This window comes from Pseudoalteromonas sp. S2721 (assembly GCF_005887425.1).
Classification (GTDB): domain Bacteria; phylum Pseudomonadota; class Gammaproteobacteria; order Enterobacterales; family Alteromonadaceae; genus Pseudoalteromonas; species Pseudoalteromonas simplex.
Genome location: NZ_PNCZ01000028.1, coordinates 82,929 through 103,306 on the forward strand (window position 1 = coordinate 82,929; position 20,378 = coordinate 103,306).

General features: G+C 43.0%; 22 protein-coding genes. 6 read left to right on the forward strand and 16 right to left on the reverse strand.

The window, feature by feature from the left end:
• Positions 1-10 precede the first annotated feature (10 nt).
• From CWC02_RS11940 to lexA, 4 genes are all read right to left on the reverse strand, one after another.
• Positions 11-541, reverse strand: a complete 531-nt coding sequence (locus CWC02_RS11940) for a cytochrome c oxidase assembly protein (protein WP_054554454.1) — start codon at positions 539-541, stop codon at positions 11-13.
• Entirely contained in the window at positions 541-2,136 is a 1,596-nt protein-coding gene (ctaD, locus tag CWC02_RS11945; RefSeq protein ID WP_054554455.1) for a cytochrome c oxidase subunit I, read from the reverse strand. Before ctaD ends, CWC02_RS11940 begins: the two co-directional genes overlap by 1 nt.
• Positions 2,136-3,278, reverse strand: coding sequence for a cytochrome c oxidase subunit II (coxB, locus tag CWC02_RS11950; protein ID WP_138618452.1), 1,143 nt, complete (start codon positions 3,276-3,278; stop codon positions 2,136-2,138). The genes ctaD and coxB overlap by 1 nt, the downstream gene beginning before the upstream one ends.
• Positions 3,279-3,715: 437 nt before the next feature.
• Complete coding sequence (lexA, locus tag CWC02_RS11955) at positions 3,716-4,333, reverse strand: transcriptional repressor LexA (RefSeq protein ID WP_054554457.1); 618 nt, start codon at positions 4,331-4,333, stop codon at positions 3,716-3,718.
• Between the two features lie 161 nt (positions 4,334-4,494).
• On the opposite strand from lexA, the gene CWC02_RS11960 reads away from it, so the two are divergent.
• Positions 4,495-4,932 carry a PaaI family thioesterase gene (locus tag CWC02_RS11960; protein WP_054554458.1) on the forward strand — a complete coding sequence of 146 codons (438 nt, stop codon included), beginning with the start codon at positions 4,495-4,497 and terminating at the stop codon, positions 4,930-4,932.
• A 7-nt stretch (positions 4,933-4,939) separates the two neighbouring features.
• Here CWC02_RS11960 and CWC02_RS11965 read toward each other — a convergent pair whose 3' ends face one another.
• The gene (locus tag CWC02_RS11965; RefSeq protein WP_054554459.1) at positions 4,940-5,320 is read right to left on the reverse strand and encodes a hypothetical protein; all 381 of its coding nucleotides are present in this window, start codon (positions 5,318-5,320) and stop codon (positions 4,940-4,942) included.
• Positions 5,321-5,478: 158 nt separating this feature from the next.
• On the opposite strand from CWC02_RS11965, the gene CWC02_RS11970 reads away from it, so the two are divergent.
• Positions 5,479-6,204: a PepSY-associated transmembrane domain-containing protein gene (locus tag CWC02_RS11970; protein ID WP_138601003.1), complete on the forward strand. Its 726-nt coding sequence runs from the start codon at positions 5,479-5,481 to the stop codon at positions 6,202-6,204.
• Here CWC02_RS11970 and CWC02_RS11975 read toward each other — a convergent pair.
• Positions 6,179-6,532: a VOC family protein gene (locus tag CWC02_RS11975; protein WP_054554461.1), complete on the reverse strand. Its 354-nt coding sequence runs from the start codon at positions 6,530-6,532 to the stop codon at positions 6,179-6,181. The two genes, CWC02_RS11970 and CWC02_RS11975, sit on opposite strands and share 26 nt — an antisense overlap.
• Positions 6,533-6,648: 116 nt before the next feature.
• Here CWC02_RS11975 and CWC02_RS11980 point away from each other — a divergent pair, with 116 nt between their 5' ends.
• The gene (locus CWC02_RS11980) at positions 6,649-7,302 is read left to right on the forward strand and encodes an endonuclease (protein WP_138618454.1); all 654 of its coding nucleotides are present in this window, start codon (positions 6,649-6,651) and stop codon (positions 7,300-7,302) included.
• A gap of 114 nt (positions 7,303-7,416) precedes the next feature.
• Here CWC02_RS11980 and hmpA read toward each other — a convergent pair whose 3' ends face one another.
• Positions 7,417-8,580, reverse strand: a complete 1,164-nt coding sequence (gene hmpA, locus CWC02_RS11985) for an NO-inducible flavohemoprotein (protein ID WP_138618456.1) — start codon at positions 8,578-8,580, stop codon at positions 7,417-7,419.
• A gap of 20 nt (positions 8,581-8,600) precedes the next feature.
• Entirely contained in the window at positions 8,601-9,833 is a 1,233-nt protein-coding gene (locus CWC02_RS11990; RefSeq protein ID WP_138618458.1) for an NnrS family protein, read from the reverse strand.
• 156 nt (positions 9,834-9,989) lie between these two features.
• Between CWC02_RS11990 and norR the strand changes: the two genes are divergently transcribed.
• On the forward strand, positions 9,990-11,552 hold the full coding sequence (gene norR / locus CWC02_RS11995) for a nitric oxide reductase transcriptional regulator NorR (RefSeq protein WP_138618460.1): 1,563 nt from the start codon (positions 9,990-9,992) through the stop codon (positions 11,550-11,552).
• Here the strand turns inward: norR and CWC02_RS12000 are convergent.
• Complete coding sequence (locus CWC02_RS12000; RefSeq protein ID WP_054562888.1) at positions 11,549-12,442, reverse strand: LysR family transcriptional regulator; 894 nt, start codon at positions 12,440-12,442, stop codon at positions 11,549-11,551. The two genes, norR and CWC02_RS12000, sit on opposite strands and share 4 nt — an antisense overlap.
• A gap of 115 nt (positions 12,443-12,557) precedes the next feature.
• Between CWC02_RS12000 and CWC02_RS12005 the strand changes: the two genes are divergently transcribed.
• Positions 12,558-13,127, forward strand: a complete 570-nt coding sequence (locus CWC02_RS12005) for an NADPH-dependent FMN reductase (protein ID WP_138600997.1) — start codon at positions 12,558-12,560, stop codon at positions 13,125-13,127.
• A 23-nt stretch (positions 13,128-13,150) separates the two neighbouring features.
• On the opposite strand, the gene CWC02_RS12010 is transcribed toward CWC02_RS12005, so the two are convergent.
• Positions 13,151-13,597, reverse strand: coding sequence for a tellurite resistance TerB family protein (locus tag CWC02_RS12010; RefSeq protein ID WP_054554468.1), 447 nt, complete (start codon positions 13,595-13,597; stop codon positions 13,151-13,153).
• A 175-nt stretch (positions 13,598-13,772) separates the two neighbouring features.
• On the opposite strand from CWC02_RS12010, the gene CWC02_RS12015 reads away from it, so the two are divergent.
• Entirely contained in the window at positions 13,773-14,090 is a 318-nt protein-coding gene (locus tag CWC02_RS12015) for a hypothetical protein (RefSeq protein WP_251603649.1), read from the forward strand.
• 2 nt (positions 14,091-14,092) lie between these two features.
• Here CWC02_RS12015 and CWC02_RS12020 read toward each other — a convergent pair whose 3' ends face one another.
• The 6 genes from CWC02_RS12020 to CWC02_RS12045 all read right to left on the reverse strand — a co-directional run bounded on the left by CWC02_RS12020 (position 14,093) and on the right by CWC02_RS12045 (position 20,369).
• Complete coding sequence (locus CWC02_RS12020; protein ID WP_138618462.1) at positions 14,093-14,686, reverse strand: hypothetical protein; 594 nt, start codon at positions 14,684-14,686, stop codon at positions 14,093-14,095.
• Between the two features lie 124 nt (positions 14,687-14,810).
• The gene (gene leuD, locus CWC02_RS12025) at positions 14,811-15,410 is read right to left on the reverse strand and encodes a 3-isopropylmalate dehydratase small subunit (RefSeq protein WP_138618464.1); all 600 of its coding nucleotides are present in this window, start codon (positions 15,408-15,410) and stop codon (positions 14,811-14,813) included.
• Complete coding sequence (leuC, locus tag CWC02_RS12030; RefSeq protein ID WP_054554474.1) at positions 15,410-16,810, reverse strand: 3-isopropylmalate dehydratase large subunit; 1,401 nt, start codon at positions 16,808-16,810, stop codon at positions 15,410-15,412. The genes leuD and leuC overlap by 1 nt, the downstream gene beginning before the upstream one ends.
• 58 nt (positions 16,811-16,868) lie before the next feature.
• Positions 16,869-17,945 carry a 3-isopropylmalate dehydrogenase gene (leuB, locus tag CWC02_RS12035; RefSeq protein WP_054554475.1) on the reverse strand — a complete coding sequence of 359 codons (1,077 nt, stop codon included), beginning with the start codon at positions 17,943-17,945 and terminating at the stop codon, positions 16,869-16,871.
• Positions 17,942-19,489 carry a 2-isopropylmalate synthase gene (gene leuA / locus CWC02_RS12040; RefSeq protein ID WP_063528590.1) on the reverse strand — a complete coding sequence of 516 codons (1,548 nt, stop codon included), beginning with the start codon at positions 19,487-19,489 and terminating at the stop codon, positions 17,942-17,944. Before leuA ends, leuB begins: the two co-directional genes overlap by 4 nt.
• 391 nt (positions 19,490-19,880) lie before the next feature.
• On the reverse strand, positions 19,881-20,369 hold the full coding sequence (locus CWC02_RS12045) for a hypothetical protein (RefSeq protein WP_138618466.1): 489 nt from the start codon (positions 20,367-20,369) through the stop codon (positions 19,881-19,883).
• Between the last annotated feature and the right edge of the window lie 9 nt (positions 20,370-20,378).

Consider the following 20,378-nt stretch of genomic DNA (forward strand, 5'->3'; position numbering starts at 1 on the left):
TTGGCGGCTTTTAATCGTTTTTAGCCACAACATGCCCGCTAATATCAAACACGGTATACGACAACGTCAGTTCCTCAACATCGTCGGGTAACTCAGTATCAACATAAAACAACAAGGTAAACTCCATTTCTTCACCGGCTTTCATTGGCTGCTGATCAAAGCAAAAACAGGCGATTTTATGTAAGTACTTTGCCGCTTTACCCGGTGATACTGATGGAATTGCTTGCATGACTTTGTCTTCATTACTGGTGTTTTTCGCTGAGAATTTAACTTCACGCATGGCACCAGGTTGTACTGCCACACTGTATTGCTCAGACTGCACCTTAAATGGCGCGCCGCTTTGAGCGTGAGTGGTAAAGCTGACATCAACTTGACGCTGTGTATTTATTGATTCACTCGCGCTCGCTTTTTCTAATGATGGCTTACCATTCAACCCTGTAACGTCGCAAAACACGTCGTAAAGCGGCACCATTGCAAAAGCAAAAGCAAACATGAGCAAGCATGTAATCAGCAGTTTTTTTAGCAAAGGTGCATGGTTCATTACTTAATCTCCGGCGGTGTTTCAAAGGTATGATAAGGTGCTGGAGAATCGACTTCCCACTCTAAACCTTCAGCTCCATCCCATACTTTGGCAGGCGCTTTTTCGCCCCCTCTGGCACATTTAAATACCACCAACACAAACAACAGTTGCGATAAGCCAAATGCAAAACCACCAATACTGATAATGGCGTTAAAGTCAGCGAATTGCAGTGCATAGTCAGGAATACGACGCGGCATACCGGCAAGGCCAACAAAGTGCATAGGGAAGAACAACACGTTGACACTGATTAGCGATAACCAAAAATGCCATTTCGCCAGCGTTTCGTTGTACATGTTGCCAGTCCATTTCGGTAGCCAATAATAGGCTCCCGCCATAATTGAGAACACAGCCCCTGTCACAAGCACATAATGGAAATGAGCCACCACAAAATAGGTATCGTGATACTGAAAATCTGCCGGTGTAATCGCAAGCATCAAGCCAGAGAAACCGCCTAAGGTGAATAACACGATAAAGGCGATGGCAAACATCATCGGAATTTCGAAGCTAATTGAACCGCGCCACATGGTGGCCACCCAGTTAAACACTTTAACGCCCGTTGGTACCGAAATGAGCATGGTGGCGTACATGAAAAACAACTCGCCTGCCACAGGCATCCCAGTGGTAAACATATGGTGTGCCCAAACGATAAAACTTAGCAGCGCAATCGATGAAGTTGCATACACCATAGACGCGTAGCCAAATAATTTCTTGCGCGAGAAGGTAGGTACGATAGTCGATATAATGCCAAAGGCTGGTAAAATCATGATGTACACTTCAGGGTGACCGAAGAACCAGAAAATGTGCTGGAACATCACAGGGTCGCCCCCTCCGGCTGCATCAAAAAAGCTGGTTGCAAAGTATTTATCGGTCAACACCATAGTGACCGCCCCTGCTAAAACAGGCATAACAGCAATTAACAAAAATGCAGTGATTAACCATGTCCAAACAAATAGCGGTAGCTTCATCCACGTCATACCCGGCGCTCTTAGGTTGACGATGGTCACGATAACGTTAATCGCCCCCATAATTGAGCTGATACCCATGATATGTACAGCAAATACAAACAGTGCGGTGTTGTCGTTACTGTAAGTGGTGGAGAGTGGTGCATAGAAAGTCCAACCAAACGCAGGACCGCCACCCGGCATGAGTAACGAAGCCAACAGGATTAAAAATGCGAAAGGCAATATCCAAAAGCTCCAGTTATTCATACGTGGTAAGGCCATATCCGGTGCGCCTATCATCATAGGTACCATCCAGTTTGCAAGCCCAGTGAACGCGGGCATAACGGCACCAAACACCATGATCAAGCCATGTACGGTAGTCATTTGATTAAAAAAGTGCGGATCGACTAACTGTAATCCAGGCTGAAACAGTTCAGCGCGGATCACCATTGCCATTGCTCCGCCAATTAAAAACATGGTGAGTGAAAAAATCAGGTATAAACTCCCGATGTCTTTATGATTGGTGGTGTAAAGCCAACGCTTAAAACCTTTAGCAGGGTGATGATGGTCGTGATGCGCATGCCCAGTTGCTTGCTCGTTAATAACGTTACTCATTAGTTCGCCTCCGCTGCTGCATCAATCGCGGCTTGAATTTGACTCGGTTGGATAACATCGCCGGTGTCATTACCCCACGCATTTCGCTTATAAGTAATAACCGCAGCAAGTTGTTTGATTGAAAGCTGTTTATCAAACGCTTGCATTGCTGTGCCAGGCTTACCGTGTAACACAATATCTATATGATCTTTTACATCACCTAATACAATCGGGCTGCCTTTAAGTGCTGGAAATACGCCAGGTAGGCCCATACCGGTAGGTTGGTGGCATGCAGCACAACTAGCCATGTAGACTTGCTCACCCAAGGTCATAAGCTCTTCTTTCGGTAATGTTTGATCAAGCAAAGCAGCATCCGCTGCGGCCGCATTGGCTTTTTCTTGCTTAGCATCTGCAAGCCAATTAGCAAACTCATCTTCAGGTAAAGCTTTCACCACTACAGGCATAAAGCCATGATCTTTACCGCATAACTCAGCACATTGGCCACGGTACACGCCTGGCTCGTTAATACGTGTCCACGCTTCATTGATAAACCCAGGATTTGCATCCTTTTTAACCGCAAAATCAGGCACCCACCATGAATGAATTACATCGTCTGAAGTCATTAAAAAGCGAACTTTTTTATTGATAGGAAGTACTAGCGGTTTATCTACTTCAAGCAAATAATGTTCAGTTTTCTCTGCTTGGTTGTCTATTTGATCTTTAGGAGTAGATAGAATCGAGTAATAGGCAATGTCTTCACCCATGTACTCATAATGCCACTTCCACTGTGAGCCCGTCACTTTAATGGTGATATCGGCTTTAGAGGCATCTTCCATGGCAATTAAGGTTTTTGTGGCAGGCACAGCCATGGCGATTAAGATGACAAATGGAATGGCAGTCCAAAGTATTTCAACTTTTGTACTTTCATGAAATTGGGCAGGCTTGGCCCCTTTGGATTTACGGTGGTGTATTAAAGCCCAAAACATCACCGCAAATACGATGATGCCGATTACACAGCAGATAATAAATATCGTCATGTGTAACTCATAAACATTATTACTTATATCGGTCACCCCTTTACGCATATTGTATTGGCTGTTCGCCAATGCAAGTTCAGGAAGTGCAACCAATATAAGCCACAAGGCGTAACGCAGTTTACCCATGTGACGGCTCCTTTAGATGCTATTGCAAGACGCAAAGCGAAAAGGCGATACAGCAAGGTGCCCATTCGTTTTTCTTATTGTTCAGAGCGACTACGTATCATTTTGACCCACTTATGATACCGACCCCCTGTCTAACACCTCGCACATTTTTGTGTCTTTTTATTAATTAGGTGTTAATACAGTGTATTAACCAATTAGTTAAAAAATGACCAATAAGCAAGTTTTAATGATAATAAATGTTTATTTTGGTGCAGAAATAACAACTATAATCAGCGCGTTATTTAATGTTTAGGAGTAAAAACGAAATATAAAAAGAGAGGAAAACTGCGCCATATAAGGCTTTAAATGAAGAGTAAGGATTCACAAATCCTAATTAAGTAGTAAAATTTCAGCGGCGCACCAAATTGAGTCAATTTGGTGCACCAAATTGGGAACAGTTACATCCAATCAGCGTTACGAATAACCCCAACAGCTAACCCTTCGATGTTGAACGACTCGTGCTCAAGATCAACCTCAATAGGCGAAAACTCTTCGTTCTCAGCGTGTAAAAGTACTTTGCGACCCGCTTTTTCTAGACGCTTAACTGTTACATCTTCATCGACTCGAGCTACAACTACTTGCCCATTTTCAGCAACTTGTGTTCTGTGTACTGCAAGCAAATCGCCATCCATAATACCAATGTCTTTCATACTCATGCCATTTACACGCAGTAAGAAATCGGCAGCAGGTTTAAATAATGAAGGATCAACTTGGCAGTGACTTTCAACATGTTCTTGCGCCAAAATAGGTTCACCGGCTGCAACACGGCCAATTAAAGGTAAGCCTAATTGCTCTGGCTCATCTTCTTCAATTAACTGAATACCGCGACTCGCCCCAGGCTTCATTTTGATCATGCCTTTTTTAGCCAGTGCTTTTAGGTGTTCTTCAGCAGCGTTGGCACTTTTAAAACCTAATGTTTGAGCTATTTCAGCACGCGTAGGTGGCATGCCTGTATCTTTAATAAAGACTTTAATTAGTTCTAAAATTTGCGATTGGCGTTTAGTTAATGGGCGCATACAACTGGTTTTCCATACAGTACATTTAACTGTGAGTATATACAGTTATTTGAAAATCGCAAATTTAAATTAACCCCACCATATTGCTACAAAACTAACATTGAACCACACCGAAAGATGCCATAAGGTATTAGCTTTAATTAGCAGGCTAAGGAAACACAATGAGTATTTGGCACCACCCAATCACGTTAGAGCTTTGCAAAGAGCTAGAACAAGGGATCACCGGTCAAGGCACTTTAATGAAAACTATGGGCATTGAGGTGACTGAAATTGGTGATGATTATTTAATGGCAACTATGCCTGCTATTCCTGAGCATCATAACCCTATGGGTATGGTTCATGGCGGAGCAAACGTTGTATTAGCAGAGACAGTGGCAAGCTATGCAGCCAATTTCGTGGTTGATTTCAATAAGTTCTATGCTGTTGGCCAAGAAATTAATGCCAACCACATGAAAGCGTCACGCAAAGGAACGTTAACAGCAACAGCAAGACCGCTGCATTTAGGTAAGCGAACATCTGTTTGGGATATTAAAATTACCAATGCCGCAGGAGAGCTTTGCTGCGTATCAAGAATGACCGCAGCTGTTGTAGAGCGATAAATTCTGGCTATTTTTCGACAGGATAAATAGTAATTTCAATCCCTGCACCAATTGCTGAGATACGTAACAAGGTGTCGGCATGCAGGGGTTGGTTAAAGCATTTAGGCGAATTACCTGATTCAAAGCCTATATCAAATGTACGCTTTGAGCACGATAACCACTGTTTTAATGCATTGCGCGAGCATGACTCAATAAGCTCGCAAAGCTGGTTAATGGCTTTATCTGGAGAGCTGATATCTGCGGTTGCTTCAATACGTGCTAGTTGGCGGTATTCATCTTGGTCATAATGTAAAACCATGGCGTTTTTCTTCAAATCAGCAACAAGCGCACTAATATCGTGCTTTGATTCAAGCTCCAGATCTACATTTAAAAATTGAATTTCCGACATACTCTCGTTTTTACCCTCTATTGATATCGACTGAAACTTTAACTCAGTTTTGTATATATACCAAATCTAGAATACAGTTAATGCGACATTATGCCGCATTGGCAATCTAGCTAAACAACCTAAAATAGCGCCCACATAACAATAATAACGGGGTAATAATGAATAAACGCCTGTTTAAGTATGCTCGTAAAGGGCATAAATGGCTTGGCTACTTACTTGCTTTGCAGATCTTTTTTTGGCTCTTAGGTGGGCTGGTAATGAGCTCATTACCACTTGAAAAAGTGCATGGTAAGCATCTGGCTAATCGCAGTTTAAGTAGCCCATTTTTATTGTCGGACTACCCTGCTTCAATTGATAAAATAACAGCGCAATTTGAGCAAATCGAAGGTATTAAATATAGCCACTTTCTAAATACACCGATTATAGAAGTAACAACCTCTAGCGGTACATTCAACTTTGATGGTAGAACAGGTGCTAAAATGCCTGCACCGAGTAAAGCGCAAATCATTGAAAATGCGCAAGCTCACCTGCTTATTGACGCAAAAATAACGCAAGCGCAGTTATTAACAAAAGGGCCTAGAGAAGTCGGTCACAAAGCCAATGTTTGGCAAGTAAGCTTTGATGATTGGCGATCAACAACCTTATATTTAGATAGCCAAACCGGTAACCTTATTACTGTGCGCAGCACCCTGTGGCGCATTTTCGACTTTTTCTGGATGCTACACATTATGGATTATGATGAGCGTGAGAACTTTAACAATCCACTACTCATCAGCTTCTCGGCCACCAGCGTACTATTTTGTATTACAGGAGTTCTCTTGTTACTACAAAACGTTCGAATTAAACGTAAAAAGCCAGCTACACGTGTTGGTCAATCAAAATAGGATTGCCATCTGGGTCGGTGATAATAAAACTCGCGTCACCGGCCTTTTGTATTTCTAATCCTTGTTGCTGAAATTGTGCAGCTAATTGCTCAAAGGTTGCAAATTCATCCAAAGCTTCAGCATTTTGATCCCACCCTGGGTTAAAGGTCAGCATGGTTTTGTCGAACATACCTTGAAACAAACCAATTAAATGTTCACCGTTTTTCATAATTAGCCAATGCTGTTCTATCTCCCCAGCAAACTCGTTGAAACCTAGCTTTTCATAAAACTGCTTTGAAGCACGAATATCTTTGACATTTAAACTCACTGAGAAGGCACCTAATAACATAGTTGTAATTCCTTTAATTAAAACGGCCTAACAACTATAGCTGAGTTGAAAAACTTTTCATTTTTAGAATAGTCGCTCTAAAATAGCGCTTCCTGTAGTTCACTGATGTGATGGATATGCGTTTATTTCTATACTTAGCCCTGTGTTTTATTTTCACTTTTCCTATATTCGCTAAAGAATTTTCGAGCTTTTACAGTGCCAAAAAGCATTTAATTAAGAATCTACCAAGCAACAGTAAAAGCTTATATTGTGGCTGCGACATAAAGCGCCAAGGTAAAAAACTTGTGCCAGATCCTGATGCGTGTGGTTATATTCCTAGAAACCCTGTCACCCGCTCAGGAAAAGAGAATGCCCGCGCAAAAAGAATAGAGTGGGAGCACATTGTGCCTGCCTGGGAGTTTGGTCATCAATTACAATGCTGGCAAGATGGCGGTCGTAAAAACTGTAAAAAGGTCAGTGCGAAATTCCGTCAAATGGAAGCCGACATTAATAACCTTGCCCCTGCTATAGGCGAGATCAATGCTGACCGTTCAAACTTTCGCTACGGCATGGTGTCAACATCAAGTGCAAGTTACGGAGCATGCCCTGTAAAAATCGACTTTAAGCAGCGCGTATTTGAGCCACCCATTTATGCAAGAAAGCAAATAGCCGATACCTATTTTTATATGCAAAAAACCTATGGCTTAAAAATATCAGACAAACAACGCAAGCTATTTGAATCGTGGCAAAAGCTTGAAATAGCTGAAATTAGCAATCGTAAGTTACTCTAATAGTGAAATTCTTATGGGCTTCTAAAGTACAAAAAGAGCTCCGTATTTCACTTCCTGATCTAGAGCGCGAAGTTAACTAACAAAAAAGGCGCAGCTTCAGCTACGCCTTTTACATCATAAGCTTTGGTGAGGGCCAAACACCTCGTAGTGAATGCGTTCACTTGCAACCCCAATACTTAGCAGCTGCTCTTTGATCATTGCCATAAAGGCGATAGGGCCACACAGGTAAAAGTCACCTTTACTAATTGGTAAGCTGTCAGCTATGTGGTTTACATCCATTAAGCCCGCAAAATCGCCCCCCTTGCCATCTTTAAACCAGGTAACACAATGTAATGAAGCGTGCGCTTGTTGTTGCTGTATTAAATACTCTTTAAAGGCAAACTGCGTCTCACTGTCGCAAGCATGTAGATAATGGATTGACTGGTTAGGTTGATTACTTAATAGTGTTTCGAGCATCGCCATCATTGGGGTTTGACCAACACCCGCAGAAATCAATACAACAGGCGAGTCGATTTCGCGAAGCACAAAGTCGCCTGCAGGTGGGTAAATTTCTACCTCATCCCCCTCAGTTAAGCTATGTAAGTAGTTAGATACTAAGCCTTCTTTTTTCACGCTAATTCGGTAATTGTGGCCATTACTTTGCTGTGATAAAGAGTATTGCCTAACTTGCGTTAACTCACTGTTTGCTGGCGTTACTTTAATTCCTAAATATTGGCCCGGTAAATACGCCACAACAGGCTTTGCATCGGCAGGCGTTAATATGAAACTGCAAATTTGCGATGACTCCATACGTTTTTCTGTAATTGTGAAAGTACGAGTACCAAACCAACCTCCCGGTGCCTTTTTGGTTTTTTGATATAGCGACATCTCCTCATTGATACATACATCCGCTAATAATGAATAGGCTTCACGCCATGCATACTCGACCTCAGGAGTAAATTGTTCTGGCAATAACTCTTTTAGAGTCGCAATCAAATGCCCACCAACAATAGGATAATGCTCTGGCAAAATATGGTAACTGGTGTGTTTATGATTAATGCGCGCAAGCGCACCTTTTAACACTGCCAAGTTATCAATATTTGCCGCGTAGGCAGCTAAGGCATTAAACAGCGCAAATTGCTGAGAGCCCGATTGCTGATGCGTCATATTAAAAATATTTTTAAGCTCTGGGTTGTAGCTAAACATACGATCATAAAAATACTCAGTCACTTGAGGGCCTGCTTGTGCAAGCAACGGCAAAGTACTTTTAACAATCTGGATCGTTTTTTCAGATAACATAGTTTTTCCTATTGGAGAGATTAACCGCGGCGACCATCAACACGACGATTCACTAAGATGGGCGCACAATGAAATAAAAATAAGCTAAAGCCAGCAACCCACAGCAACGCACTTAACTGCCATGCAAGGTGATGACCTAAATAAACGGGAAGTAACGAACGTACAGTGGCAGCTATCACAATGAGTACAAATGCCAAACTAATGTACGCAGGGGCTTGTAATGCGCGCCCAGTGTGACCATGAGAGACACGTACCATCATGGCGATGATCATCACACCTATGGTGCCAACAGTGATCAGATGAAGCGCATCTTTGAATAAGATAATTGGGCTGAAATAGCTCAGCGCGACGAGTATTAAACCAACCGATAAAGCCCAATAAGCCACATGTAATGACCATAGCAAAGGCACTTTTAGAATGCCTTTATGCCACCACAAAACACACCGGGCTGAATGTAAACAAGCAAGCCAAGCAAAAACCCAACCGGTGCTCATTGCGCTAAAAAATAGCTGACTCATAAAAAACCACGCAATGGCGAAAAATGAGCTAAATACGACTAATTTATCGAGCTTGGGGGTTCTAACTTGTTCACTTAGGTTAAGGCCGCGCGCGGTAAAAAATGGCACAACTCGCCCAGCCACAACACCAACTAGCAGTGTCATGATAAGTACAGCGGTATCAACAACCCCCAGTGCCAGCGACATTTTATTAAGTACAACTAAGCTCAAAAAAATCACATTGAGCGCACAGAGCAAAGATGCGATGACAACAAACAAGTAGTTATGGCTGCTTTTTGCCTGTATCAGCATGTCAGCTAGAATAATAATTCCAGCTAGCCACCAAACGAGTTGTAGCGCACTAACAATATAAAGGTTTAGCTGCTCGAACCCTGCAATCTCAATAAAAAAACTAAACCTTGCAGCAAGCCAAATCATGCTAAGCAAACAAAGCTTAATACCACTTACACTCGCCACACCTGTCCATGTTTGTGCGGCGGTTAGCAAAAAGCCCATGGCAACCACGCCTGCAAAGCCAAACAGCATTTCGTGAGCATGCCAAAGCGTTGCGGGCATTGTTAGGTGCCACTGTGCATAGCCCGCCAAGATTAAAAACCAGTAACTCATAGCAAATACAGCTAAGGCACCTGCCGCCAAGAAAAAAGGCCGAAATGCTAATGCCCATAACGGCCACTGGCTGAGTTGATAAAATTTGATCTTAGTTGGCATAGGTTCAGTTAAATTAATGACTTTCATTCGTGCTCTCAGCGTTTAATTTCCCCAGCTATTGCACAGTTCAAGCCAAAAATAAAAACCATTAAATATCAATGCATTAAATTTGGACACTTGATAAATAAGTCAAAATGACACATCATTAAAAGCATCAATAAAACACATTCAGGTCAAATTGACATGATACTCAAAAAATCCCTTCTTGATGTTGCACTAGCACTTACCAAAGCAAGCAGTGTTGATCATAATTTCAGTTATCTGTTGAGTTGCATTAATGATTGGCTTGAATGTGATGCAGTTGCCTTATTATTGAAACAAGGCGATGTGTTAAAGCCCGTAGCCCTTCATGGGTTGTCGGACGATACGTTAGGAAGACGCTTTAAAATAGCGGAGCATCCGCGCTTATTTGAAATATGCCGTGGCAGTGAACCGCTAAAATTTGCCAAAGACTGTGGCCTACCCGACCCCTACGATGGTTTATTACAAAGCCAGCATGGCGACTTTCCTGTTCATGCCTGCATGGGCGTGCCGCTGCTGAGTAGCAAAGATAACAACGAACTATTGGGTGTTTTGACCTTTGATAGTTTAGATGAACATGCCTTTGACGCTTTAGCAATGAACGAGCTCAATCAACTAAAACAGCTAGCTGCAGGCTATGTTGAGCATGCCCTAACCTTGCAGCATTTTATGCAACACGCACAGCACAGCCATCAAGTTGCGCAGCAGCTTAACCTTGAGGCACTAACACGAGAAGGTGTCGAAATTATTGGTAATAGCCAAGCAATGCAGACCCTTAAAAATGATATTCAGCTGGTGGCTGCCTCAGAATTTAGCGTTTTAATACAAGGTGATACAGGCGTCGGTAAAGAACTCGTTGCGCGCAATATCCATTTAAACTCAAAACGCCGTGACATGCCGTTGATCCACTTAAACTGCGCATCGTTACCAGAGAACTTAGCCGAAAGTGAATTTTTTGGTCACAGTAAAGGCGCATTTACTGGCGCACATACTGCTCGCCAGGGTAAGTTTCAACTCGCCGATGGCGGCACGCTATTTTTAGATGAAATCGGCGAACTTCCGCTTGCCATGCAAAGTAAGTTATTGCGTGTATTACAAAGTGGTGAAGTACAAACGGTGGGGGAAGATCAAAGCCGTTATGTTGATGTCAGAGTGATTGCAGCAACCAATCGCGATTTAAAACAAGAAGTCGCTGCGGGGCGCTTTCGTGCAGATCTTTATCACCGATTAAGCGTTTACCCATTGCATGTTGCACCACTAAAAGAGCGCGATAACGATGTTATTTTATTAGCAGGCTTTTTTATTGAGCAAACATCTAAAAAACTGGCAATTAAGCAACTTAAGCTTAGTAGCGATACACAATTACTACTGCGTCAATATGATTGGCCAGGCAATGTGAGAGAGCTTGAACATGTGATCAGTCGCGCAGCACTCAAAGCCAAACAACAGCAATGGCAACAAAGCATTGTCACAATCGAGCCTGAACATTGTGATATTGCTAAAACCGCCGTTGCCGCACCAAGCCCTGTTGCAGTTAACGAACAAAAAGCCACTCGCTTATCGCTGAAAGAGGCAACTGACGCTTTTAGTTATCAATTGATTATGCAACAACTTGAACTACATAACCTAAACTGGGCTGCCACAGCACGTAGCTTAAGTGTTGATAGAGCCAACCTTGTGCGCCTAGCCAAACGGCTAGGCATTAGCGTTAAAAAGTCTGTTTAAGCTTTTAAATCTTTAAAATAGGCTTTTAAAAGCTGACTAAATGCTTGGACTTTGGCTGTGCGATGCACCAAGTGATGCGTTACCAGCCAAAGATCCGTTGGCCAGTTTAGCTCTTTAGGAAGCACTGGCAGCAGATCAGGGTATTGGCTTGCCACTTCATGCTGTAAACCACCAATTCCTAAGCCCCTCACAATCGCCCGTGTAGCTTCTGATGTTTCAGACACCCGTAACTTAATTTGCGAAGGTTCAATGTGTTGATCAACCCATGCAAAATAAGGCACTTTACCGTTATAGCCAGCCACCCCAGAGACAAAACTATGCTGCTGCAACTGCTCAATATTCTTTGGCATGCCATACTTTTCAATATAACTTTTAGAGGCATAAAACCCTGACGAAAGTTCAGCTAAATGCTGGGCAATATAGTCGCCTTCATCAGGCCGAGGACCTGCTCGCACGGCAATGTGTGCCTGACCGTGATCAAGACGTAAGCGGTTTTGATCAAGAATAACTTCGAGCTGCACTTGCGGGTGCAGGCTTTGAAACTGTTCGCAGACATCACTAAGCACATCAATAAAACCACTGACTGTAGTTAATAATAAACTGCCTCGCAGTTGGCTATCAGCGGCAATAATATCGTTGTGAAGTTTTTCAAGTTCAGCGTTAATCGATTTTGCAGTAGCAAACAACTTAGCGCCAATTTCTGTCACTGTATAGCCACGGGCATGACGGTGGAATAACCGCGCATCAAGGTTATCTTCTAAATTGTTGATTCTTCTAAGCACAGTGCTGTGATGAACACCTAACGATTCGGCAGCAGCGGTTAACGTACCGAGCCTTGCCACCTCATAAGCGACTTTTACATCTTGCCAATCATCAAATTGAATCGCCATAACGGCTCCTTGTGTGCATATACGCACATAAGTTTTGCGTTTATTTGGCTTTTCTGCAAGCTGTTTTTTGCTACAGTGAGTATATCAACAGTGAAGCTTAAAAAAGGAAGCCATCATGACAGCACCAAAAATTATTGCCCTAGCAGGCAGCCTACGTAAAGACAGCTTTAATCAAAAACTGATTAATGAAGCTGCACGCTTCGCCCTCGAAAGTGGTGCTGAAGTAGAAGTGATTAAATTAAGTGATTTAAACTTACCATTATTTGATGAAGATATTGAAGCGCAAGGTACACCTGCTGGCGCACAATTATTAAAAGATAAGCTTCGCGCTGCTGATGGCATTTTATTAGCAAGCCCAGAATATAATGGCTCAATTACAGCGCCACTTAAAAACGCAATCGATTGGGCTTCTCGTACAGAGCAAGGCGCAGTACCCGCATTTCGTAATAAAGTCACAGCACTTTATGCATCTTCACCGGGTGGTTTAGGCGGCTTACGTGGTTTAAATCACGTACGTGATATTTTATCGGGTATTGGTAGTTTAGTGCTTGCAGATCAACTTGCAGTGCCTGCTATCCACAGCAAATTAGATGAGCAGGGCCGCATCAGCGATGCTGATACAGCCGATAAAGTTGCCAGCCTTGCCCAGCAGCTTGTGAGCGTAGCGAGCAAATTAAATAAATAATTGCTAGCCTAGTTTTATCGCTATTAACTTAGCTTTGTCGCTGCTAGCTTAGCAGCGATAAAATCTTCATGGGTTACATACAGTAAGCTTGCGACGCGGCGAATAACCATTTCTTCATGCTTATCTAAATTGCCATCTGCGTAGGCTAATCGCCACAACAGTTCGATGATATCAATACGCTGCTCGGCGCTGCACTGGGCATTAATTTGCTTTGAAAACTGAAAATAATCTATTGCATCATCTAGGCTTTGTGATGCACTTGCAACTAACTCTTGAACCTCTTCCTCGTTAAGCGAGAAATACTTCTTTAAGGTCTCATTCAGGGTCTGTTGCTCATCATCTTGTAACTCATTATCTGCACGCATAACCTCAATCAATAACGCAGCAACGGCGGTTTTTAGGTCATGCTCAGTAATGCTAGATTGGGTATCATTCAGCGCTGAAAACAGCTGTTTTATTTTATTGAGCATCACATTTTCCCTTTTTGGGTGTTAGACTACATGTAAGACGTAACGTTACCTTAGTTTGACTATGGATGCTAATTCAGGTTCAACATCACGATGAAACAAGGTATTAATCACATGGAGTTAAGTGTTTATGAGTGAACTGAGAAGTACACAAGCACTATTAATTAGCGCCGTTTTAATGTTAGCGGGGTGCAGTAATGCACAGGCAGCAAAAGGCGAAACCGAAAAGCTCTATGACTTCGACGAAAAAGTCCATTACTACCAAACTAAATTGGCCGACGGCCGCTACCACCTCGAAATTCAGTCTGACGACTACAAGCACTTTCGCAATCAAAGCGTATTCTTACTGCGCCATGCTAGTCGCTTATGTAGAGACAAACCTTTTATGCTAAGAGTGACTGATGGGGTGCAGGAGTATGAACGTTTTCCAACTAAACCACGCGCCTATCAGCCACCTTTAACGGTTGTTTTACAGTGTGAAGACGAAGCTAAATAGCACTAGTCTTCATATCCCCACGGCGCGCTTGGCGGCGTGATAGGTTTAGTTAGGTCAAAATCAACGCGAAACTCACGTCCTTCACGCACTAAGCGATACGTAAATTGCTTTGGATAAATATACATTTGCCACGTGTTACCCATTGATTGGGGAATACCTTGACTCACAAACAACTCTTTTGAATACTGATCAGCCGGGAACGACTGTGCGTTAGCAAAACCCGCATCAAGAGTATGCCCACCATACATGGTTGATTTATCATCGCTGCCATCTTTATGGCGATGGTCATGCTTTAAACTAAGTCCACTGCCCGTTTTTGTGATGATCCAAGTACGAGATGCATCATCCCCTACATGAAATGGCACTTGTAACTCACGCTCGTTACAACGACGTACATGCATTACTAACTTTTTGCCCACAAATGAGCTCGGGCCAGCTGCGTTATCAACGCTCACTTTACCTTCGTAAGCTTTACCGCAATGGGCAGCGATATTATCAAAAAAGCCATCATGGCTTGGAATTGACACTAACGGTGCAGGTCGTGCAGCCGCTACTGATGATGCTGCCACGAGCATCGATGCCACTAAATATTTCATGGTGTGTTCCCTAAATAAAATTTCAGTCTAGGCTAATGGTTTAAAGGCCATAAAGAAAACAATTACGATAAATAACAAAAAAACGCGGCCTTGGCCGCGTTTAGGTTCACATGGAAAAAACAGGTTATTGCCAAGGGCGTTCTACTGCTAGCTGCTGCTCAAAGGCATCAATTTGGCTGTTAAGTGTTTCAGTCACACCGATAAAGTCTAAGCCACTTAACAAACGCTCTTTAATGTCATGGCGAATATCAAAGTGAATAGTGTCAAACTTATCGCTACGAAGTTGTTGGTTTTCTAAATCAACTTCAATGTGAATATCATCATGTTGTTCACTCAGCACAAATAATTGCTCAAGTGTTTCTGCTGGTAATGCGATAGCAAGCATTTGGTTATTGCCGCAGTTATTAAAGAAAATATCGGCAAAGCTTTCCGCTAAAATAACTTCAAAACCATATTGCTTTAATGCCCATGGCGCATGCTCTCGCGATGAACCACAACCAAAATTGTCGCGAGTTAAAAGAATTTGCGCACCTTGGTAACAAGGACGGTTCAAAATAAACTCAGGGTTTGGCTCGCCGTTATCTAGATAACGCCAATCGTAGAAAAGCGCCGCATCAAAACCATCACGGCTGGTCGAAGTTAAAAACTGCTTTGGAATAATTTGGTCAGTATCAACATTGTTTTTATCTAACGGGGCCATTAAGCCACTAAAAAATACACTCATTAGGCTTCTCCTCTGATATCAACAAAACGACCATGAATTGCCGCTGCCGCAGCCATTGCAGGGCTCACTAAGTGAGTGCGGCCACCGCGACCTTGGCGACCTTCAAAGTTACGATTAGAGGTCGACGCACAGCGTTTACCGGCTTCTAACCTATCGTCATTCATTGCTAAGCACATTGAACAACCTGGCTCACGCCATTCAAAGCCAGCTGCTTTAAAGATATCTGCAAGACCTTCGTCTTCGGCTTGTTTTTTAACAAGACCTGAGCCTGGAACAATCAGCGCTTCAACACCCGCTGCAACCTGCTTACCTTCAACAATTTGCGCAGCAGCACGTAAATCTTCAATTCGGCTATTTGTACATGAGCCAATAAATACGGTATCAACAGTCGCAGAAGACAATTTATCACCGGCTTTTAAACCCATATATTTTAGTGCGCTACGGATTGCATCAGCTTTGATTAGGTCTGGTTCTTGCTCAGGATCAGGAATGAATTCATCTACGCCAATCACTTGCTCAGGGCTGGTACCCCACGTAATTTGCGGTTGAATATCAGCAGCCTCTAATTCAACAACATGATCAAACTCTGCGCCTTCATCAGTTTTTAGTGTTTGCCAGTAGGCAACGGCACTATCAAAGTCAGCACCTTGTGGTGCAAATGGGCGACCTTTTAAATAATCATAAGTTGTTTGATCTGGTGCGATTAAACCCGCTTTTGCGCCCATTTCAATACTCATATTACAAAGCGTCATACGCGCTTCCATAGACAGCGCTTCGATCCCTTCACCACAAAACTCAGCAACATAGCCAGTACCACCCGCAGTGCCTAATTTACCGATCACTGCCATGATTAAATCTTTGGCAGTAACGGTTGGACGTAGGCGACCATTTATTTGAATTTTTAATGACTTGGCTTTTTTCTGCTGCAGTGTTTGAGTGGCTAGAACATGCTCAACTTCTGAAGTACCAATACCGTGCGCTAGTGCACCAAATGCACCATGGGTAGAGGTATGGCTGTCACCACACACTATGGTTGTGCCCGGTAAGGTAATGCCCTGTTCAGGCCCCATTACATGCACAATACCTTGATTAATCGAATTTAAATCATAAAGTTGAATACCAAACTCTTTACAGTTTGCATCCAGTGCCATTAATTGATTTTTCGACACTTCACTCGCAGCATCTAATGAACGGCTTTTTGTTGAAACATTATGGTCCATGGTCGCAAAGGTTTTTTCTGGGCAACGTACTTTACGGTTTTTCTCACGTAAACCAGCAAAGGCTTGCGGCGATGTAACTTCATGAACTAGGTGACGGTCGATATAAAGTAAATCGGTTTGATCATTTATGCTGGCGACTACATGAGCTTGCCAAATTTTATCGTATAAGGTTTGGGCCACTTGCTATTCCCTCATTTTAGTTACGCTGAGTGACGAGCTCAGCGCAAACAATTTTTAATTAAATACGTGCCACAATTGCCGCAGCAACATCACTAGTGGTGTACCCTGCATTTGGGTAGATATCTGGCGTACCAACACCTGCTTCAACCGCTTCTGCCACCGCTTTTTCAATCGTACGAGCCGCTTCATCTTGCCCTAGTGAGTAACGCAACATAAGCGCAGCACTTAAAATTTGTGCGATTGGGTTTGCAACCCCTTTACCAGCGATATCAGGTGCTGAGCCACCAGCTGGCTCATACAAACCAAAGCCAGACTGATTTAAACTCGCTGATGGTAATAAGCCCATAGAGCCGGTGATCATCGCGCACTCATCAGACAGAATGTCGCCAAATAAGTTATCGCAAAGTAATACATCAAACTGACTTGGCTGTTTAACTAACTGCATTGCCGCGTTATCAACATAAATGTAGTCAAGGCTTACCTCTGGGTAGTCTTTGCTCACTTCAGAGACCACTTCACGCCAAAGTACGCTGGTCGCTAACACATTCGCTTTATCAACCGAGGTAACATGATTACTACGCAGCTTAGCGGCTTCAAATGCAAAGCGTGCGATGCGCTCAATTTCTTTACGTGAATATGTTTGGGTATCGAAAGCAGCTTCTTGCTCCCCTTCGCCACTGCGGCCTTTTTCACCGAAATAAATACCGCCGGTTAGCTCGCGAACACATAAGATATCAAAGCCTTGTGCGCTGATATCTGCACGAAGTGGTGACGCAGCACTTAGTGCTGGTAATAATTGTGCTGGGCGTAAATTACAGAACAAACCAAAATGCTTGCGCAGTGGCAACAACGAAGCTCGCTCAGGTTGCTCATTCGGCGGTAAGTTTTCCCACTTAGGGCCCCCTACCGAGCCAAATAAAATCGCATCGGCATTTTCGCAGGCACTCAGTGTGCTTTGCGGCAGTGCCTGACCAAACTCATCAATGGCAGCACCACCAATCGCGTGGTGATGACGAGTCAAAGTAAAACCAAATTTTTCGCTTACAGCATCCAAGACGGTTTCTGCTGCTGCCATAACTTCTGGACCAATCCCGTCGCCTGCTAATACTGCGATACTGTAATTCGATTGACTCATCCTGCTTTCCTCTGTTGTTTTAAATCAGACACTTTTTGTGCACGATAAATTAAGTTATAAACGCGGATCATGGCGCGTACTGACGCTTCAACCACATCCGCAGCAATGCCCGCGCCGTGATATGGGCGACCATCGTATTTAGCGATAATATTCACTTGTCCTAGCGAGCTGGCGCCTTGGCCTGTTGCTTCTAGGTTGTATTCAATCATCTCAACCGACATACCCGTTAAGCGCTCAATTGCTAAGAATGATGCTTCGACAGGGCCGTTACCCGTTGCTGCCTCTTGCTTAGACTCGCCATCAATTGTCATGCCGATTGTTGAACTCGCCACCGATTGTGAGTTAGACGTAGAGTTAACAAACTCAAGTTGGTACTTCTCGTCTTTATCTTTGATTTGATTAAAGTAAATCATCGCTTCTAAGTCGTAGTCATACACAGTACCTTTTTGGTCTGCTAATGCTAAGAAGCTGCTGTATAAGCTATCCATATCGTAATCAGATTTTTGATAGCCTAACTCTTCTAAACGATGCTCAATAACATGACGACCTGAGCGCGAAGTCATGTTTAATTGATTATTAGGTACACCGACACTTTCTGGCGACATAATTTCGTAAGTGTTTTGGGCTTTTAATACGCCGTCTTGGTGGATCCCTGAGCTGTGTGCAAAGGCATTTTCACCAACAATTGCTTTGTTTGGTTGTACTGGCATATTACAAATCTTCGCGACTTGACGCGAAGCACGGTAAATTTCTTCACTACGAATATCGGTATGCACTTTTAAGTGGTCTTCACGCATCTTCATGATCATCGCCACTTCTTCAAGCGAACAGTTACCTGCACGCTCACCAATACCATTAATCGTACATTCGATTTGGCGAGCACCGGCTTGTACCGCTGCGATTGAGTTAGCAACCGCTAAACCTAAATCGTTATGGCAATGCACGCTTAAACGCGCCTTGTCGATATTTGGCACATTGTTCATTAAGTGATGGATCATCGCAGCGTATTCGTCTGGCGTTACATAGCCTACGGTGTCAGGTAAGTTGATAGTTGATGCACCCGCATCAATAGCGCTCTCAACGATGCGGCATAAATCCCAATGCGGTGTACGACCTGCATCTTCACACGAAAACTCAACGTCATCGGTGTAGTTACGCGCAAGTTTAATCGACTTAACAGCCATTGCCGTTGCATCGTCTAAGCTCATACGTAATTTGTGTTCAAGGTGTAATGGGCTGGTTGCAATAAATGTATGAATACGGCCCTGCTCTGCCGGGCGAAGTGCTTCACCACATGCTTCAATATCTTTTGCTACTGCACGTGCTAAGCCACAAATAATCGGCCCTTTCACTTCAGTCGCAATGCGCTGTACAGAGCGAAAATCTGCCGGGCTAGATACCGGAAAACCCACTTCCATTACATCCACATTTAAGCGGCTAATGGTATGCGCAAGTTGAATTTTGTCGTCTTCGGTTAGGCTTGCTTTTAATGCTTGCTCACCATCACGTAACGTTGTGTCAAAAATCCAAACCTTATCTTTCATAAACTGTCCTCGTTCCCAATGACCCATTAGCGAGATAAAAAAAACCCCGCGGTTGCGGGGTTTTTTAATGTTCTACAAATGCAAATACACTAAGCCCCGCTCACTGATTTAAGCAGTAAGAGGTTTAGTTTTAATGTAATTGAATGTGTAATTTGCATCTTAATTTACTAAATGTGTGTTCAGTGGCTGTATTTTTAACATTCAAAAAACCAGCTTGCAAGCATAATTTTTCCACAAAATCGATAAAATCAAGTCTGCAAAAGGTTAAAACAACCAAATATCAACAATTACACAAATAAAAATACCAACTCTACTTACTAAACATGATAAATAAAATAATGTTCGAGCAATCTGTAACTAGAAAACGTAAAGAAAATATTTAACTCTGTGGCTAATAAATTTGATGGTGAGAATTCACAGTTCTGTAGATAACACGACGAGTATAAATTATGTGTTGATTTATCCTGTTGGGTTGTCCTTCGTTGCCATTGCTTTGTAATAGCCTAGCTTGATGATCTCTCAAATCAACTGATGTTGCATTGCTAGCAGCCTCTGAGCTATGGTTCTTTGAAATAGTAGCGCTTTTTGGGTATAGCGCAATTCGGCTATAAACATGGCGAAACTGACTGTAGGGAACTCGCTTCCAACCATTTTGGTTAATCCAAAACTGGCAGCGTTTGTCATCTCGAAATTGTAAGACCTGATGAGCGTCTAATACGCCAAGCAGGTTATCTTGAATTTTCTTTTGCACACTTTTCGGTAGCGAGTATAACAAACTGCGGCTCAAGTCCCGAAAGCTTGGGCTGTTTTTTACCGTTGTTTCTTCACTCTGTTCTAAAAAATGGGCATGAGTATCATTCACCGGATCCTTGGTGAGCATATGCGTCCT

What these genes read in the sequence shown, in the direction of transcription:
- CWC02_RS11940 (WP_054554454.1), bottom strand. Translation starts at nt 541, where the DNA reads ATGAACCATGCACCTTTGCTAAAAAAACTGCTGATTACATGCTTGCTC.
- ctaD (WP_054554455.1), bottom strand. Translation starts at nt 2,136, where the DNA reads ATGAGTAACGTTATTAACGAGCAAGCAACTGGGCATGCGCATCACGAC.
- coxB (WP_138618452.1), bottom strand. Translation starts at nt 3,278, where the DNA reads ATGGGTAAACTGCGTTACGCCTTGTGGCTTATATTGGTTGCACTTCCT.
- lexA (WP_054554457.1), bottom strand. Translation starts at nt 4,333, where the DNA reads ATGCGCCCATTAACTAAACGCCAATCGCAAATTTTAGAACTAATTAAA.
- CWC02_RS11960 (WP_054554458.1), top strand. Translation starts at nt 4,495, where the DNA reads ATGAGTATTTGGCACCACCCAATCACGTTAGAGCTTTGCAAAGAGCTA.
- CWC02_RS11965 (WP_054554459.1), bottom strand. Translation starts at nt 5,320, where the DNA reads ATGTCGGAAATTCAATTTTTAAATGTAGATCTGGAGCTTGAATCAAAG.
- CWC02_RS11970 (WP_138601003.1), top strand. Translation starts at nt 5,479, where the DNA reads ATGAATAAACGCCTGTTTAAGTATGCTCGTAAAGGGCATAAATGGCTT.
- CWC02_RS11975 (WP_054554461.1), bottom strand. Translation starts at nt 6,532, where the DNA reads ATGTTATTAGGTGCCTTCTCAGTGAGTTTAAATGTCAAAGATATTCGT.
- CWC02_RS11980 (WP_138618454.1), top strand. Translation starts at nt 6,649, where the DNA reads ATGCGTTTATTTCTATACTTAGCCCTGTGTTTTATTTTCACTTTTCCT.
- hmpA (WP_138618456.1), bottom strand. Translation starts at nt 8,580, where the DNA reads ATGTTATCTGAAAAAACGATCCAGATTGTTAAAAGTACTTTGCCGTTG.
- CWC02_RS11990 (WP_138618458.1), bottom strand. Translation starts at nt 9,833, where the DNA reads ATGAAAGTCATTAATTTAACTGAACCTATGCCAACTAAGATCAAATTT.
- norR (WP_138618460.1), top strand. Translation starts at nt 9,990, where the DNA reads ATGATACTCAAAAAATCCCTTCTTGATGTTGCACTAGCACTTACCAAA.
- CWC02_RS12000 (WP_054562888.1), bottom strand. Translation starts at nt 12,442, where the DNA reads ATGGCGATTCAATTTGATGATTGGCAAGATGTAAAAGTCGCTTATGAG.
- CWC02_RS12005 (WP_138600997.1), top strand. Translation starts at nt 12,558, where the DNA reads ATGACAGCACCAAAAATTATTGCCCTAGCAGGCAGCCTACGTAAAGAC.
- CWC02_RS12010 (WP_054554468.1), bottom strand. Translation starts at nt 13,597, where the DNA reads ATGCTCAATAAAATAAAACAGCTGTTTTCAGCGCTGAATGATACCCAA.
- CWC02_RS12015 (WP_251603649.1), top strand. Translation starts at nt 13,773, where the DNA reads ATGTTAGCGGGGTGCAGTAATGCACAGGCAGCAAAAGGCGAAACCGAA.
- CWC02_RS12020 (WP_138618462.1), bottom strand. Translation starts at nt 14,686, where the DNA reads ATGAAATATTTAGTGGCATCGATGCTCGTGGCAGCATCATCAGTAGCG.
- leuD (WP_138618464.1), bottom strand. Translation starts at nt 15,410, where the DNA reads ATGAGTGTATTTTTTAGTGGCTTAATGGCCCCGTTAGATAAAAACAAT.
- leuB (WP_054554475.1), bottom strand. Translation starts at nt 17,945, where the DNA reads ATGAGTCAATCGAATTACAGTATCGCAGTATTAGCAGGCGACGGGATT.
- leuA (WP_063528590.1), bottom strand. Translation starts at nt 19,489, where the DNA reads ATGAAAGATAAGGTTTGGATTTTTGACACAACGTTACGTGATGGTGAG.
- CWC02_RS12045 (WP_138618466.1), bottom strand. Translation starts at nt 20,369, where the DNA reads ATGCTCACCAAGGATCCGGTGAATGATACTCATGCCCATTTTTTAGAA.